14 protein-coding genes are annotated in these 16,321 nt (G+C 38.6%); 7 read left to right on the top strand and 7 right to left on the bottom strand.

The genetic code is table 11. The annotated features are described in order from the left end of the window. Nucleotides 1-62 precede the first annotated feature (62 nt). The gene (locus ACTBZY_RS08800; protein WP_463045962.1) at nucleotides 63-716 is read right to left on the bottom strand and encodes an HAD family hydrolase; all 654 of its coding nucleotides are present in this window, start codon (nucleotides 714-716) and stop codon (nucleotides 63-65) included. Between the two features lie 135 nt (nucleotides 717-851). Between ACTBZY_RS08800 and uvrA the strand changes: the two genes are divergently transcribed. Then, entirely contained in the window at nucleotides 852-3,686 is a 2,835-nt protein-coding gene (uvrA, locus tag ACTBZY_RS08795) for an excinuclease ABC subunit UvrA (protein WP_463045961.1), read from the top strand. A gap of 79 nt (nucleotides 3,687-3,765) precedes the next feature. Here the strand turns inward: uvrA and ACTBZY_RS08790 are convergent, their stop codons facing one another. Both ACTBZY_RS08790 and ACTBZY_RS08785 read right to left on the bottom strand, forming a co-directional pair. Then, on the bottom strand, nucleotides 3,766-4,380 hold the full coding sequence (locus ACTBZY_RS08790; protein ID WP_463045960.1) for a class I SAM-dependent methyltransferase: 615 nt from the start codon (nucleotides 4,378-4,380) through the stop codon (nucleotides 3,766-3,768). Nucleotides 4,381-4,444: 64 nt separating this feature from the next. Continuing rightward, on the bottom strand, nucleotides 4,445-5,686 hold the full coding sequence (locus ACTBZY_RS08785; protein WP_463045959.1) for a hypothetical protein: 1,242 nt from the start codon (nucleotides 5,684-5,686) through the stop codon (nucleotides 4,445-4,447). A gap of 319 nt (nucleotides 5,687-6,005) precedes the next feature. Here ACTBZY_RS08785 and ACTBZY_RS08780 point away from each other — a divergent pair, with 319 nt between their 5' ends. The 6 genes from ACTBZY_RS08780 (at nucleotide 6,006) to ACTBZY_RS08755 (ending at nucleotide 11,133) form a co-directional block, all read left to right on the top strand. After that, complete coding sequence (locus tag ACTBZY_RS08780; protein WP_463045958.1) at nucleotides 6,006-6,971, top strand: NAD(P)-dependent alcohol dehydrogenase; 966 nt, start codon at nucleotides 6,006-6,008, stop codon at nucleotides 6,969-6,971. A gap of 329 nt (nucleotides 6,972-7,300) precedes the next feature. Continuing rightward, nucleotides 7,301-7,921 carry a hypothetical protein gene (locus ACTBZY_RS08775; protein ID WP_463045957.1) on the top strand — a complete coding sequence of 207 codons (621 nt, stop codon included), beginning with the start codon at nucleotides 7,301-7,303 and terminating at the stop codon, nucleotides 7,919-7,921. 144 nt (nucleotides 7,922-8,065) lie between these two features. Continuing rightward, a complete protein-coding gene (locus ACTBZY_RS08770) occupies nucleotides 8,066-9,268 on the top strand; it encodes an acyl-CoA dehydrogenase family protein (protein WP_463045956.1) in 1,203 nt (400 codons plus the stop codon). Continuing rightward, nucleotides 9,261-10,328, top strand: coding sequence for a phosphotransferase family protein (locus ACTBZY_RS08765; RefSeq protein WP_463045955.1), 1,068 nt, complete (start codon nucleotides 9,261-9,263; stop codon nucleotides 10,326-10,328). Before ACTBZY_RS08770 ends, ACTBZY_RS08765 begins: the two co-directional genes overlap by 8 nt. Continuing rightward, on the top strand, nucleotides 10,328-10,669 hold the full coding sequence (locus ACTBZY_RS08760; RefSeq protein ID WP_463045954.1) for an MmcQ/YjbR family DNA-binding protein: 342 nt from the start codon (nucleotides 10,328-10,330) through the stop codon (nucleotides 10,667-10,669). Before ACTBZY_RS08765 ends, ACTBZY_RS08760 begins: the two co-directional genes overlap by 1 nt. A 23-nt stretch (nucleotides 10,670-10,692) precedes the next feature. After that, complete coding sequence (locus tag ACTBZY_RS08755; RefSeq protein ID WP_463045953.1) at nucleotides 10,693-11,133, top strand: GNAT family N-acetyltransferase; 441 nt, start codon at nucleotides 10,693-10,695, stop codon at nucleotides 11,131-11,133. A 50-nt stretch (nucleotides 11,134-11,183) separates the two neighbouring features. On the opposite strand, the gene ACTBZY_RS08750 is transcribed toward ACTBZY_RS08755, so the two are convergent. From ACTBZY_RS08750 to ACTBZY_RS08735, 4 genes are all read right to left on the bottom strand, one after another. Continuing rightward, complete coding sequence (locus tag ACTBZY_RS08750; RefSeq protein ID WP_463045952.1) at nucleotides 11,184-12,233, bottom strand: hypothetical protein; 1,050 nt, start codon at nucleotides 12,231-12,233, stop codon at nucleotides 11,184-11,186. Between the two features lie 150 nt (nucleotides 12,234-12,383). Then, a complete protein-coding gene (locus ACTBZY_RS08745; RefSeq protein ID WP_463045951.1) occupies nucleotides 12,384-13,307 on the bottom strand; it encodes an alpha/beta hydrolase in 924 nt (307 codons plus the stop codon). 49 nt (nucleotides 13,308-13,356) lie between these two features. Then, complete coding sequence (locus tag ACTBZY_RS08740) at nucleotides 13,357-15,384, bottom strand: OmpA family protein (protein WP_463045950.1); 2,028 nt, start codon at nucleotides 15,382-15,384, stop codon at nucleotides 13,357-13,359. Between the two features lie 166 nt (nucleotides 15,385-15,550). Further along, a partial coding sequence (locus ACTBZY_RS08735; RefSeq protein ID WP_463045949.1) for an alpha/beta hydrolase occupies nucleotides 15,551-16,321 on the bottom strand: 771 nt, incomplete at its 5' end.

Here is a 16,321-nt window from a genome sequence, read left to right as displayed (position 1 = left end):
CTAACGCTCGGATTTTTTCCAAGTCAATGCAGTATAGGGCTATGTGCTGTATAGAAGGCATATTAAATGATATCTTTTAATACCGATAAATTTATTTCTGAATAATCGTTGATGTGAAAATCGCAGGGTGGCAATTCTTCTTTGGCATGACTGCTTAAAACCCCCACTACCTTCATTCCCGCATTTATAGCCGCAGAAACGCCAGAATAAGAATCTTCAAAAACCAGACAATTTGCGGGCTCCACACCAAGGTTTTTGGCAGATTTCAAATAAACTTGTGGATCTGGCTTATGAGCAGTGACATCTTCGGATGCCAAAATAGATTCCATATTAGGACCAAAGCCTACTTTACCCATAATTAAGTCAAGGTTGGCTCTTGGTGCAGATGTAGCCACCCCCGTTTTAAAACCTTCCGCTTTCAGTAGATTTAACCAATCCATATATCCACCGATGGTGACGACATGTTCCGCATAAATTTCTCTAAAAAGCCCTTCCTTCTCTTCTTCCATCTGTTTAAACTCCTCTCCAACGACCTCTCTGCCTAAGAAATGCTTTAAAATGTAACTATTGCTTTTACCAAACATATGTTCCGCAAATTCTGCATCCGTAGGGTTTAAATTTCTTTTTTCAAAGAACACTCTGAAAGCTTTGGAGTGATAAGGATTGGTATGGCAAATAACCCCATCCATGTCGAAAATAACGGCCTTTTGTATCATGGAGCAAAGGTAATTATTCCTATTAAATCTGAGGAGATATTTAGCAATACATTCTATCTCCCTTTTGATATGATTATATTTGCCGTTCCTGTCAAAAGACAGGAAAAACATCCGAATTTTTCTTTGCAAAAAAGCATGTCAAAAACTCAAGATATAGGAAATCTAGATCCCAAAAAATACATCATTATCAAAGGTGCCCGTGTACACAACCTCAAGAATGTAGATGTGGCCTTTCAGAGAAACAAATTGACCGTGGTAACGGGTCTATCCGGTAGTGGTAAGTCATCCTTGGCGTTTGACACCCTATATGCTGAAGGCCAAAGAATGTACGTGGAGAGTTTGAGCTCCTATGCCAGACAGTTTTTAGGGCGAATGGAAAAACCCGAAGTTGATTATGTCAGGGGAATTTCTCCCGCCATTGCCATAGAGCAGCGTGTTAGCAGTAGAAATCCACGATCTACGGTAGGTACCACCACAGAAATTTACGATTATCTTAAACTGCTTTTTGCAAGAGCCGGAACTACCATCTCTCCTATTTCTGGGAAAGAGGTAAAGAAAGATAGCGTGAGCGATGTAAGCCATTTTATACATAGTTTTGAAGAAGGCCAAAAACTGATGATTTTCTCTCCCTTAAAAATGGTGGAGGGCAGAACGCTTAAATTAGAATTGGATCTTCTTCTTAAAAAAGGATTTAATCGCGTTTCTATCAAAGGGGATATATACCAGATTGAAGATACTTTAGAAGATGATAAGCTCTTAGCCTCTGCTGAAGACGATGTTTGGGTTCTTATAGACAGAGCCGCCGTAAAATTTGACGAAAAAGGCGAGCCAGACGAAGACAACCTTTTTAGAATCTCGGACTCCATTCAAACTGCTTTTTTTGAAAGCGATGGCGTCTGTGTTGTCCAGATTATGGGCAAACAAACTAAATATTTTTCAGATAAATTTGAACAAGACGGACAGCTTTTTGAAGAACCAAGTGTCAATCTTTTCACCTTCAATAACCCTTATGGTGCTTGTAAGGTGTGTGAGGGTTTTGGAAAAGTTCTGGGTATTGATGAAGACTTGGTTATCCCAGACAAGTCTTTATCGCTTTTTGAAGGAGCCATAGCTCCGTGGCGTTCTGAAAGAATGAGCGATTGGCTGGCTCCATTATTAAGAAATGGCATTCATTTCGACTTCCCCATTCACCGTGCCTACAAAGACCTTACTGAGGAAGAGCAACAATTAGTATGGACAGGAAACGAGCATTTTCAGGGATTGAATGCATTTTTCGTAGATTTAGAAAAGCAAACGTACAAGGTTCAATACCGTGTCATGCTAAGCAGATATCGTGGCAGAACCGTTTGCCCAGATTGTCGTGGCTCTCGTTTAAGAAAAGACGCATCTTACGTAAAAATAGATGGTTTATCTATCACAGATTTAGTCTTAGTGCCTATAAATAAGGCTAGGGTATTTTTTGACGAAATCAAACTAGATGGTAATAAAGCGGAAATTTCCAAAAGAATAATTATCGAAATCACCAACCGGCTAGAATATTTAGACAGAGTGGGTTTAGGATATTTAACACTAAACCGACTCACCTCCTCCCTTTCTGGTGGAGAATTTCAAAGAATAAAACTGGCTACTTCTTTGGGTTCTGCTTTGGTAGGTTCTATGTATATTTTGGATGAACCAAGCATAGGATTACACCCAAGAGATACTCAAAAGCTTATTTCTGTCTTAAAATCTTTGAGGGATATTGGCAACACCGTTATAGTAGTGGAGCACGAAGAAGAAGTCATGAGAGAAGCCGATGAGATTATTGACATTGGTCCAAATGCAGGAAGCTTAGGTGGCGAATTAGTCTTTCAAGGAACTTTTGAAGAAGTTTTAAAAGCAAAAGATAATGACAACGGTTCGCATACCATCAGATTCCTGACTGGAAAAGACCAAATAGAGGTACCAACAAGACGAAGAAAGGCCATAGATTTCTTAAAGATTACTGGAGCCGAAGAAAACAACCTGAAAAACTTAGATGTTAAATTTCCCTTAGGCGTATTGGCCGTGGTAACAGGGGTGAGTGGTTCTGGAAAATCTACACTGGTAAGGAAAATACTCTATCCTGCCCTCTCTAGACAAAAAGGCGAATACACTTCTGACGCAGGAAAGTTTACCGACCTAACGGGTAGTATGAGCAGAATAAACCAAGTGGAAATGGTAGACCAAAACCCGATTGGAAAGTCGAGCAGGTCTAACCCAGTTACCTACATCAAAGCATATGACGCCATACGTGCCCTTATGTCAGACCAGCCTTTAGCCAAGCAACGTGACTATAAACCCGCTTTTTTCTCTTTCAATGTAGACGGAGGAAGATGCGAAGCATGTGCAGGAGAAGGCGAGCAAACCATAGAAATGCAGTTTATGGCAGACGTGAAACTTACCTGTGAAAGCTGCAAAGGAAAGCGTTTTAAACAGGAAGTTCTGGAAGTAAAATACCTAGAAAAAGACATTTCTGATATTCTACACATGACTGTGGATGAAGCTCTGGTATATTTCGAAGGCAACCAGCCAAAACTTTACGAAAAATTATTGCCGCTACAAGAAGTAGGACTAGGATATATTAAACTAGGGCAATCTTCTAATACACTTTCGGGTGGTGAAGCTCAGCGTGTAAAGCTGGCTTTCTTCTTAGGAAAAGGAAACTCTGAGAAAGGAAAAACACTCTTCATCTTTGATGAACCTACTACCGGACTACACTTTCATGATATTCAGAAATTATTGAAAGCTATGAACGCACTAATAGAACAAGGAGATTCTGTCATTATAATAGAGCATAACATGGAGGTGATTAAGTCTGCTGACTGGATTATAGATTTAGGGCCAGAAGGGGGTGAAGATGGTGGCCATCTGTGTTTTGAAGGTACCCCAGAAGACATGGTAAAAATAGAAGGAAATTATACCGCAGACTTTTTGAAAGGGAAGCTTTGATGCAAGAACCAAGCTCAAAATGATGTAAAATTTAAGGTAGATTAGTTTCCTATGACAAGACTAATCTACCTTAAATCGCTTAAGAATTTTTCCTACCAACAAAGCGAATTACCGACCCTTTTCCCACATGATATTTCCCTTCATTCAATAAGACCTCGCCCTCTTCCAAAAGCAATTCTTCATAGTTCTCAAAATCAGTTTTAACTTCTTCTTTTGAAAACAGGGTATCTATGTCGCCAGGCCCCCCCACTTTGGGATTTTGCCTTTTGTAAGTCAAATGCTCTTTACTAAAAGCCTCAAAAATAACGATTCCACCTACTTTTAGGTATCTATTCAATTTCTTGTGTAATGCTGATTTCTTCTCTGCTGGAAAGTGAGCAAAAATAAGTCCAATGGCGTCAAAATAATTTTCTTCCAAATCGATTTCTTCTAAATCGCCTACCATATAAGACAGCTCTACTCCTTCCGCTTTAGCTAATGCCAAAGCCTTGATTTTTCCTTCCTCACTCAAATCAAGAGAAATGACGTCCCAGCCTTTCTTTGCAGCAAAAACACCATTTCTTCCTTCTCCATCTGCTGGCATTAAAATAGCACCTGGTTCAAATTTCGAAAGCCATTCCTTAAAAAACACATTAGGCTCTTTACCATAAGCAAACCCTTCTTCACTATATCTGGCATCCCATTTCTCTTTCATATCTATTTGGTATTTGATAAAATTAAAACCTTACAATCGGTAAAAAATACGAACTTCTTCAAGCCTATTTAAAGCCAAAAATCAATGGAAACAAGAAGGTAACCACAACTGTCCATAAACTATAAATAGGTAAGAAGGAGGCGATCGATTTTTCTACAGATTCAATTTCGTCGGAATGCCTGATGGTTCTTATGAGTCTAAAACTTACTACCAATAGGTTTATCAGTATAATAACATTTCCACCTAACACTGCCAATCTATTTGGCGTAATCCCCCACTCAGCAATCCTAAACATGATAGCGGAAATGGCAATGCCATTTACGATGACCGTCACTACGGCAAGTAAAGTCAAAATAACCATGGAAACTTTACTTTTCCCTGTTCTGGATGCTTCCGCTACAGAAAACAAGATAATGGCCAATACTCCAATTAGTAAAGCATTAAAAACCATCAAGAACTCCCTGTCGTTATAAGGGTCTTTCCCTGAAAATACGATGGCTATCAGATATGTAACAAGGGTAATTAGCACCAAAGGACTAAATATTTTTGCTATCACTGGAGATACCTTATTGACCAGCTGTGGATTGGTTTGTGTGACATAGGTTCCTACTATTGGCGAAGCCGCCAAACCCATAACCACCATATACCTGAAGTAAAAATCTGCTATTTCAAAACCAATCAATGAGAAGAGTCCAATGGTAATACCTGTTAAAATCATTCCGGCAATAAGTATCAAAACCGTCATCACCACCAAGTCTCCATTATACCTCAAGAAATCGAGTCTTTTCTGAGTATCTAAAAAACCATTTCCTACATAAGAAAAACCCAATACAGACCAGAGTACCAGTGGTAAATGAATACAAGCAAGTATCAGTGTATCCGAGTTGGTATCGGGAAGGATATTTATATAAAGCAAAGCAACTAATAGAGCGAAAAACACCCCTATAACCTTCATTACGGAGGTCTCGTTTTTCCAAAAAAAGTAAGCGGTAAGTATCGGAAAAACAATAAAACCAATGTTTCTGGTATAGAAGAATTCCTCCTGTACAAACTTCAATTCCGGTAACTTGGCAAGACATCCTGCCAATAAAGAAGCCATAACCACAAACATTAAGTCACTATTGGTACCCCATGAAATGTCGGAAGTTTCATAATTAAGGCGTTCATGCCAAAAACTAGTCAATGGGCTATCCTCCAATTCTGGATAAATAAGATTAAACTCCCTCCTAAATGTTGATTTATTCTTCCTGTAAAGCCTTTCAAGCTCAGCCGGACGATCTATATTTTTTACTATTTCAGTTTTCATTTTAGGTTTATACACTTGTGTTAAAAGTTTTAAATGCTCTTATTGTACTTTATACAAACGTTTACTACTGCTAAAGTTATACAAAAACAATAGCTTCATCGTACTTCCATTTTGAACATCTTTCTCATTTAAAAGAGTCAATGAGATCTTAAATGCTAGCCTATTGATTATAAAGTAGTAAGCCTCCCCACCCTTATAAAATCCCCCTCCCATCTCTCCATAAAACCGCATATAAAAAATCTAAAAAGTATTACCCTTCGGATATCCCAATTTTTACAAAAGCTATCTATTTTAGATATTCCAAATATAATTTGAAGCTATGAAAGCACTTGTTTTTAGTGAATATGGAAATCCAGAGGAAGTACTTCAAGTCAAAGAAGTAGATATACCTATTCCTAAAGAAAACGAAGTACTCATCAAAATAAAATCGACAGCCATTAATGATTACGATTGGAGTATGGTCAGCGGTAAACCGAAAGTTTATCAACTCCTTTTTGGTATATTCAAGCCAAAACATACGACTCCAGGCATGGAGCTTTCTGGTATCATTGAGGAGGTTGGAGCCAAGGTTAGTCATTTTAAAATTGGTGATGAAGTATATGGTGATATTTCAAATTTTGGTTTTGGAACTTTTGCAGAATATATTGCTGTCAACGCAAAAGCAGTCATTCATAAACCTAGGCAACTCAGTTTTGAACAAGCTGCTGCCCTACCCCATGCGGCACTTTTGGCTTTCCAAGCCTTAGAAAACATCCGTAACAACCAAAAAGTATTAATCAACGGAGCCGGAGGAGGCGTTGGCAGTATTGGGTTTCAAATAGCCCAGTATCATCATTGCAACATAACAGGCGTAGATTCCTTAGATAAATTCGAAGCCATGAGAAAACTCGGATTCAAGCTTCTTATAGACTACACGGAAACCGATTTTACAAAAAACGGTGAACAATATGACTTCATCTTGGATTGTAAAAGTAAAAAATCAGCTTTTACCTATTTAAGTTCTTTAAAGTCCAACGGTACCTACATCACCGTCGGAGGGGATTTAAGCTCCCTGTTGAGCGTATTTTTCTGGGGCAAAATCCTAAGGCTATTTTCAAGTAAAAAGCTAAATGTACTGGCTCTTCAACCAAATAAAGGTTTGTCTGAAGTCATCACACTTTATCCGATAAAATGCCCTATAGATGGACCATACCATTTAGAAGACATCCCAAGGCTCATTCAGTATTTTGGAGAAGGAAAACACAAAGGAAAGATAATTATCAATATTTCTTCCAACGAAGGCTAACCGCTTGATAAGCTAGCAGTAAACCCTTATGATTACAAATGAAGGCGGAGTGAGTTTTAACCCGCTTTATTCATTAGAAAATCTCCCGATTTTATCGGGATTGTAGCTAAATTGCTTCAAATCAGTTCGTAAATCCCTTTAAACTCAATCACCAGAACCCTTCGACTTTAGCTCAGGGTAAACCGCTATGCTAATCTCGTTTATATGTCTGATTTTTAAAACTCATTACGATTCTCCAATGCATAAAACGGGTTTAACAATATGGAAATGAAGAAGGTATTGCTTTTTAGGTATAAAAAATTGAACTTTATAATAAAAATCCCCTTCTCATGAAAAAAATCATATTATTGGCCAGTCTTCTTTCATTCTCCTTTTTGAATGCCTATTCTCAATCCAAATGCGAGCTTAACAAAGCAGAAGAAATCACTTGGTACGGCATAGACTTTAGCATGGCCAAATTTCTAGGCCCAGATTTCAATGACCCTCAGGCTATAAAGTCGACCTTTTTCAAGTCTTGGAATACTCTTTTAGTCAATGAAGCTGAGAAATTCAACCTTAAAAGTTTCTATCAAAAAACAAATGTTTTGTATCAATTGGAAGAAGTAATGAAAAGAAATGATAAGGTCAATGAGTTTAAAATGGTGGATCTTAACGCTACCACAAACGATATTCCTGAAGCTCAAATCAAGTCCTTGATCAATGAATTCAACTTCGAAAGTAAAGAAGGGTTTGGTGCCCTAATGGTGGTGAATCATTTCTCTAAAAGCACCGTCGAAACCGCTTTTAACATTGTTTTTGTAGATCTCAAAACCAAAACCATACTCTTAAACGAAAAAGTGAAGGGTACACCTAGAGGTTTTGGATTTAGAAACTTTTGGGCAGGTGGCATTTATGAAGCCCTTAAAAAGTCTCAGGAAATCTACCAAAGCGAAATGGCATCTTGCCAATAAAGTAGCAGAAATTTTATCTCATGCACGGCTGGAGAAAGAGTGTCTAAAAATTAAATCTACCCTTTGTCTACTATCTTGATGTCAAAATAAAATAGGATTATTAAATTACATCTTATTAATATTCTTAACATCAACAATACATTAATGGAAACCCTATTCACAACAGAAAAGACGAGAAGTATTCTTCCTGTCATTAAAGAATTCGTAGAAAAGCACCTTTATCCCTTAGAAACAGCAGATAACATGAAGGGGAATTTTTCTGACGTAGAACCCACGCTGCTGACACTAAGAGAACAAGTAAAAACTATGGGCCTTTGGGGTCTAGCTTTACCTGAAAGTCTTGGAGGAAAAGGACTGTCGCTGTGTGAATTTGGCCAGGTAAGCGAATGTTTAGCGAGTTCACCTTTTGGACATTTCGTTTTCAACTCACAAGCACCAGATATTGGGAACATGGAATTACTCCATAAATATGCCAATGCAGAATTACAAGAACGCTTCCTAAAGCCACTTACCAAAGGAGAGCTCAGAAGTTGCTTTTCTATGACCGAGCCAGCCTTTGCAGGTTCGAATCCTACTAGAATGGGCACAACCGCTGTAAAAGACGGGAATGATTATGTTATTAACGGCCATAAATGGTTTACCTCTTCGGCTGATGGAGCAGCCTTTGCCATAGTGATGGCAGTGACCAATCCCGACGCCGCTCCTCATAAAAGAGCTTCGCAAATTTTAGTACCTCTTGACACCCCTGGATACGAGTTCATGCGAAATATCCCTATTATGGGACATGAAGGAGACAGCTGGGCCAGCCATGCCGAAGTAAAGTATAATCAAGTGAGAGTACCTCAGAGCAATTTGATTGGTACAGAAGGCGATGGTTTCCTTTTAGCACAAGAGCGACTTGGACCTGGAAGAATACATCACTGTATGCGTTTTATTGGTATAGCAGAAAGGTCTTTTGACCTCATGTGCAGATATGCCGTTTTTAGAGAAATAAAGGAGGGCGTAACATTAGCAGACCAGCAGAGCATTCAAAATTTCATTGCTGAAAGCAGAGTAGAAATAGACGCTTGCCGTCTAATGGTCTTAAGCACCGCCACCAAAATAGACAAAGTAGGTAGCAAAGCAGCCAGAGCAGAGATTTCTGGAATAAAATTCTTCACGGCCAATATGATGCTACGCGTTATAGATAGGGCTATTCAGACCCATGGTGCCTTGGGAATGACCAGTGATATCATCTTAAGCTACTGGTATGCCCACGAAAGAGCCTCCAGGATTTATGATGGAGCTGATGAAGTACACAAAAGCTCATTGGCAAAACAACTCCTTAAACCTTACAGAAATGCTTAATATAGACGAAGCTAGCTCCGTAAGAAAGAATGAAGAACTGCCTTTAACTACCCTTAACGATTATCTTCTAAAAACGGGATTAGAAGAAATCTTAGAAGTCAAACAGTTCGGAGGAGGATATTCTAATCTAACCTACTTACTACACGCAGGAAACTGTTCTTATGTATTAAGAAAGCCTCCCAAGGGAGCAGAAAACATAAAGGGAGGCCATGACATGGCTCGTGAATTCGGGATTTTAGAAGCACTTGACAAAGCAGGTTTCCAGCAAATCCCGAAACCACTTTCACTCTGTGAAGATGAATCCATTATTGGTTCTATATTCTATATCATGGAGCGTGTTAACGGAAGTATCCTTAGGGCTGCTGATGCTAAACGCTTTTTAAAAGAAGATAACAGTCCTTTGTTTAAAAAGCTTTCAGAAGCTATATGTCTTAATCAAGTGGCTCTTCATCATATTGATATTCATAAAACAGGATTGGATAACATAGGTAAACCGGAAGCCTATGTAGAAAGACAAGTCAAAGGATGGCACAAACGCTATTTGGCATCACAGACGGACGATTTACCTGACATGATAGCCGTGGCAGAATGGTTGGATTCCAACATACCAGTGTCTTCAGAAGCAAGCTTGATTCATAACGACTACAAGTATGATAATCTCATTTTGAATCCTGAGAATCCTGAAGAAATATTGGCCATTTTAGATTGGGAAATGTGCACCGTCGGCGATCCTCTTATGGATTTGGGTACTACTTTAGCTTATTGGGTAGAATTTACCGATGCTGATTTTGGTAAAGCTTTTAATCTGTCGTGGCTGCCAGGTAACCTGACCAGACAAGAATACGCCAACTTATACGCCGAAAAATCTGGAAGAGATATTTCTAACATCCTCTTCTACTATGTTTTTGGACTTTTTAAAAACGCCGTGATTATTCAGCAAATATATGCTCGTTATAAAAAAGGACTTACGCAAGACCCAAGGTTTGCAGGACTTATAGAAGGTGTGAAGGTTTTATCTCAGAAGGCTAAACAGTCTATTGAAAAGAATAATATGTTGTAATGATTGCTATTGAGCATCTAAGAAATATGGTTTCTCAGCTTCCTGAAGTGGAAGAAGCACCCCATTTTGAAAAAACTGCTTACAAAATCAACAAGAAAATATTTGCAACGCTAGACACGAAAAGGAACCTAACAAATCTCAAACTCTCCTTAGAACAGCAAGACCTTTTCTCTTTGGCAGCTCCTGAAAGTATATTTGCTGTTCCCAATAAATGGGGTCTAAAAGGTTGGACTATCTTTAATTTAGAAACCGTTAAAGAAGAAGTTCTTTTTGAAGCTTTGAAACTTAGCTATTTAGGATTAGCTCCGAAAAGACTTCAAAACCAAATACAATTATTATGAAGCCCTAAACAATAAACATCTGTTTGGCGGAAGTATCAGATTTGGAAGAAATACTTAAACTACAGAAGTTGGCTTACATACAAGAAGCAGAAATTTATAATAATTATGAGATTACACCTCTTACTCAAAACCTAGATGCCCTTAAAAAAGAGTTCAAGAAACAAACGATTCTAAAGGCCGTGCTGGGAGTAGAAATCATAGGTTCTATTAGAGCTTACCAAGAAAACGACACTGTTTATATTGGCAAACTCATCGTAAATCCTAAATCTCAAAACAAGGGCTTAGGAGGTCAATTAATGTTAAATATAGAGTCTAGGTTCCCTTTAGCTGGAAGGTTTGAACTCTACACTGCTTATAAGAGTGTAAAAAACCTCCACCTCTATCATAAATTAGGCTATAAAGCATTCAACAGAGCCAGCCTAGCTTCTAATCCAGATATGGTTTTTCTAGAAAAAATGGCATAAAAAAAAGCTTCCGTTTGGAAGCCTTTCTCAAATACTATATCCTTAAATTATTATCTGTTAAGAATCAATTTCTCTGTCATGACTTCGTCACCATTAATTACTCTAACCGTAAGCTCCGTAGTTACTAAGCTCCCAGGAAGAGAATAAACCTTTCTTAGTTGGTTCACCGCACCTTTCATGCTTAATACCACACGACCATCTTGATTAGTAACATCCACCGTTACATCATCATTGTCGTTCATGCCAGATAATTTCAAGTTGAAGTCACCTTGCGTAGGGTTTGGCCATACGCCAATGTCTTTCTTCACAAACTGTCCTCTACCAGAGGTAAACATCACACCTCTTTCTAAGCCACTTTTCTTGTCAAATGAAGCATTCTGAGAGATATTCCAAGTTCCCTTATTCAGGTAAGCTACATTGCTTTCGTAAGTACCTTGAAGTCTTACGTTTGCGATATCGTTTTCGTCTGAGCTTTTAAGCACCCAGTACTCATTGTCATTTACATAATCCACACCATTTGCCAATTCATTTGACAATTGCGTTGGGTTTTGAGACTTGTACTCTGCAGACAGTGCACTTCTTTTAGTACTATTGGCTATAAAGCCTCTGTATGTAGAACCATCACCTACTGGAAACTCAAAGTTACTTGCATCTACCTTTGTTACCGTACCTCTCGAGTGAGAGAAATCAGATGCACCTCTGTAGTTAGCATCTTCTGTAAACACCAAAGGATTGGCTTCTGATGAAGAGACTATACCTTGGTTATAATTCAATTCCTTATTGATAACCAATGCCGTATTTAAGTCTACATTGTTTTCAATTGAGGCCTTTGAAAGAACCACATTATTTGTTCCCGAAATAGTTTGCTTATCAAAACCGTCAAAAATCACTTCACCGTCAGACTTAATCTGACCTTCGTTCTGTAAATTTCCACGTAAGTTAATTTGACCATTATTTGTCAATTCACCGCTATTTTGAAAATCTTGACCTACACTTAGGACAGCACCTTCAGAAACATAAATTTGCGTACTACTTACCATTTGAGCTGAAACAGAGCCAGCTATAAGGGCAGCACTTAATGTATAGATTATTTTCTTCATAAGAATGTAGTATTTATTTGTTTTCCTGATATAAATGTAAAAAGACTTCTTGGTATCAGAAAAGTCTAATGTCCTTTTTTATTAAATGGTTTGAAGTCCAAAGCATTGATTTAGCCGCAATTATCATACCTTTCTTAAGGTACGAAGCCTTTATTTATTTAGTTTATTGAACAAAAGCCAATCTTCAAGTCTCTCAGACCATTTTGAAACAGGTCCTGGCTTGTCATATGCCAAACCAAATCCATGTCCCCCACTCTGATATAAATGTAATTCTGCAGGAATATCAAACGCCCTAAGAGCTTTCACATAAGCTAAACTATTTTCAGCCTTCACACCATCATCATAGGCATGCACCAAAAATGCGGGAGGAGTTTCTGGGGTTACCTGAAGCTCATTAGAAAAATGTTCCATTTCCTCTATCTTCAGTTCTGGACCTATCAAATTAAGTCTAGAGCCCAGGTGTGCGTTCCTGTCACTAAAAGAAATGACTGGATACATTAAAATACTAAAATCTGGTCTTAAACTAACCTTGGAGTTTTCGTTTACCCCTACACCATTCTTAAAGTGTGTAGAAGCTGTGGCGGCCAAATGCCCTCCCGCAGAAAAACCCATAATGCCTATTTTATTTTCATTTAAGCTATATTTAGCAGCATTGATTCTTACATATCTTATGGCTGCCTGAGCATCTTCCAAAGGCCTAATTTCTTTTTCTGTAAACATTTCAGCTTGCGGCAATCTGTTTTTCAAAACAAAAGCGGTTACTCCCCTAGCCGCAAACCACGCTCCTATGGTGTAGCCCTCCTTATTCATAGCCAAAATATGGTAGCCACCTCCAGGGCAAATAATTACTGCGGCACCGGTATTCTTACTTTTTTTTGCTGGATAAACCGTAAGGCTAGGGTTAGAAATATTCCTTAACCTAATCACACCATCATCAACCTCTGAGACATCCGCCTCAATTAAACCGTGTCCGCTAATTGCTCCTGGAACACCGTCCGGATAAAGTAATACCTCCATAGATTGTCCTAAACCTTGAAAAGAAATAAGTAGAAATAGAATAAATATTTTTTGCATAAAAAAAGCCTGATTTTGTCAGGCTTAAATTAGGTATATTTTGGGGATATTATTCTACTAAATCGCTAGAAGTGCCAATTTCGGTGACTTTAAACTCTGTCCTTCTGTTTACTTGGTGTTCTTCTTCCGTCTTCGCAAACTCATTAATCAGCTCTTCCTCACCATAACCCTGAGCCGTTAACCTTTCTCTAGCAATACCTCTTGAAATAATATATTCTATGGCTGCTTCTGCTCTTCTCTGTGACAGCCTAAGGTTGTACATGTCTGTACCCCTGACGTCTGTATGTGAACCTAACTCAATTTTTATTTTAGGGTTGTCTATCAATATCTGCACCAACTTATCCAGCTCCACCGCAGCGTCTGGTCTTATGTCTGCTTTGTTCAGGTCATAATAGATATTTTCTAACACAAAAGTTTTTCCGATAAACAGCTTGTCAAGCAAAATATCGGTATGGAAAGTGGTATCTGTCACCGACTTTCTAAGTAAGATCTGCGGTATAGTTCTGCCATACATACTAAAACCCTCTCGTTTTTTAAGATAAGAAGGCTTTTCCACGATAATCATATAGTCGGTATCTTCTTCCAGCCTTATAGGACCAAAAGCACCATTGGCGTCACTTTTTGTTTCTGTGTTTAATTCTTCAAAACCTCCATCTATTTTATAAATAAAGATATTAGCATCTATCACAGACAACGCCTTATCTTCTAATATTACGCCTTCCAAAAAGTAATTAACCTTCTTTATTTCTAGCTCATTTTCTCCGTCTTTACCCTGTCCAGACTTTCCTTTAAGTGGGTCAACGTTATCCGCCAGCTCTTCTTTTGGCGGAGCCTGATAAAAATAGATGTCGTCGTCACCTTGCCCTCCCCTTCTATTAGAGGAAAAGAAAATATTACCGTTCTCGTCTAGTGACAAACCGAAATCGTCCATAGAAGAATTATAGGGTAGGCCTAGATTTTCGACCGAAATCTTACCCGACCTACGCTCTGCAACAAACAAATCCAATTTTCCTAAACCAGGGTGACCATCAGAAGCAAAATAAAGTTTTCCGTCTTCTGTAACATAAGGAAACATCTCATCTCCCGGTGTATTTAGGGCTTTGCCCATATTGGCTGGATTTCCAAACCTTCCTGAAGCATCCATATTTACACGGTAAAGATCCATCCCGCCGGAACCACCTGGCCTGTTGGAAGAAAAATACAACGTTTTTCCATCCCCAGAAAATGCAGGACATCCATCCCAGCTGGCAGAATCACTAGCAGAAACCAAAACGGGTGATGTCCAACCTGAAGATGGAGCAAACCTGCTCATATATAAATCTACATCTGGAGATACATCTTTTCTTCTTCCAGAATTACTCCTGGCAAAAATGACGGTTTTACCATCTGGCGAAAAAGCCGGGGTCCCCTCATTTCTTTCCGAATCAAAAATGGCACTGCTAAACAGCTCCACCTCACCCACACTGGTCAAATCTTTATTAACCGAAGCACTATAAATCCCTAAGAAAGGCAATCCGTTAGAATATGTTTTTTGTTTTCTGGAAGCAGAAAAAATCAATTTCCCTTTAAAAACCATCGGAGAAAACTCCGAACCTTCCGTATTCACTTCTTTTAAATTTCTAAAAACCAGTTCCGTGTCTTTTTCCTTTAAAAGATCAATGATTTGTAAAGTGTTTATCTCCCTGTTTGCCCATTCGTTATATACTTTATTCTCGGTTTTCATACCGCTGTATTTCCTAAACTGCTGCAAAGCCAAATCATACTGTTCATTGGTCTTTAGGGCATAAGCGTAGTGAAAAACAGCATCGGGGTCGTCAATGCCCAAAGCAATGGCATCGCTAAAATAAGAAAGAGACTCTATCCATCTATTAGACAGCCTGTAAGATTCCGCAATGGTATATTTTAATTTGGCTTCTTGAGAAGCATCAATCTCTTTAACCTTTAATAAGTCATTAACCGCCAAATCGTAAAAGCCTTTATCAAAGCTTGCTAAACCTTTTTTATAGGACTGCAACTGGGCAGAAGCCGTGTAGGCAAAAAACGATAGAAATATTATGAATAGTGAGCTTTTTCTCATTCGATAAATATGCTTCAGCTTAAGGATTTTGCCCTAATTTAGGGCTTATTCTAAATATAAGAAACGTTTTGAATGAACAAGTATTTTGTAGAAAGTCAAATCAGTTAAATATGTAGCTTAAGTGGCATCGATTTTATGGAAAGGGTAGAACAAATAAACGATTGTTTTACTTCTTTCCCAATCCTGTATCCAATAACCAATCTCCTAGTCTAGCAGGCCAGTGACTTAGGGTTTTCAAATCGCTACGGTAGCCCATATTAAAACCATGCCCACCTTTGCTATAAAAATGTGCTTCTATGGGTACACCCGCCTTTCTATATCCTTGAAGTAATTTCAATACTGGTTCAGAACAACATTCGTCATCGTTGGCGGCTAAAACAAAAGCTGGTGGAGCATCTGTTGGAATAGTTTCTGGAACGCCTAAAGGCCCGGGATATATACAAATTTGAAAGTTTGGTTTTGAGTTTTGACTATCTATAGCATCCACTTTGTTCATTACATTTTTGCCATCATCATATGCCATCCAATGCACCACTTCTCCTCCAGCAGAAAAACCCATTACACCTACTTTATCTTTGTCTAAACCATATTCTTGGGCATTGGCCCTTATTAATCGCATGGCTCGCTGAGCATCTTCTTTGGCGTGAACGCCCAATTCATATGGAGAATCTGGTTCTCTTGCCATTCTGTATTTTAGTACAAAAGCCGTAATGCCAAATTGATTAAGAAACTTTGCGGCATCTGTACCTTCAGCATCAATCACCAAAAGCCGATGTCCGCCACCCGGAAATATTAAAACAGCCACACCATTAGCTTTGCCGCTTTCAGGTGCGTACACCGTAATAGAAGGATTATGCACATTCTTGACCCAATAGTCTTTTGCTTCTTCTTTCTCGTTTTTCAGATGTTCAAAACCAGGTGCACCCTCCTCCCAAAG

It is taken from the genome of Arcticibacterium sp., from assembly GCF_055134445.1.
The sequence above is the reverse complement of the archived record's forward strand: the minus strand, read 5'-3'. Positions and strand labels throughout refer to the sequence as shown.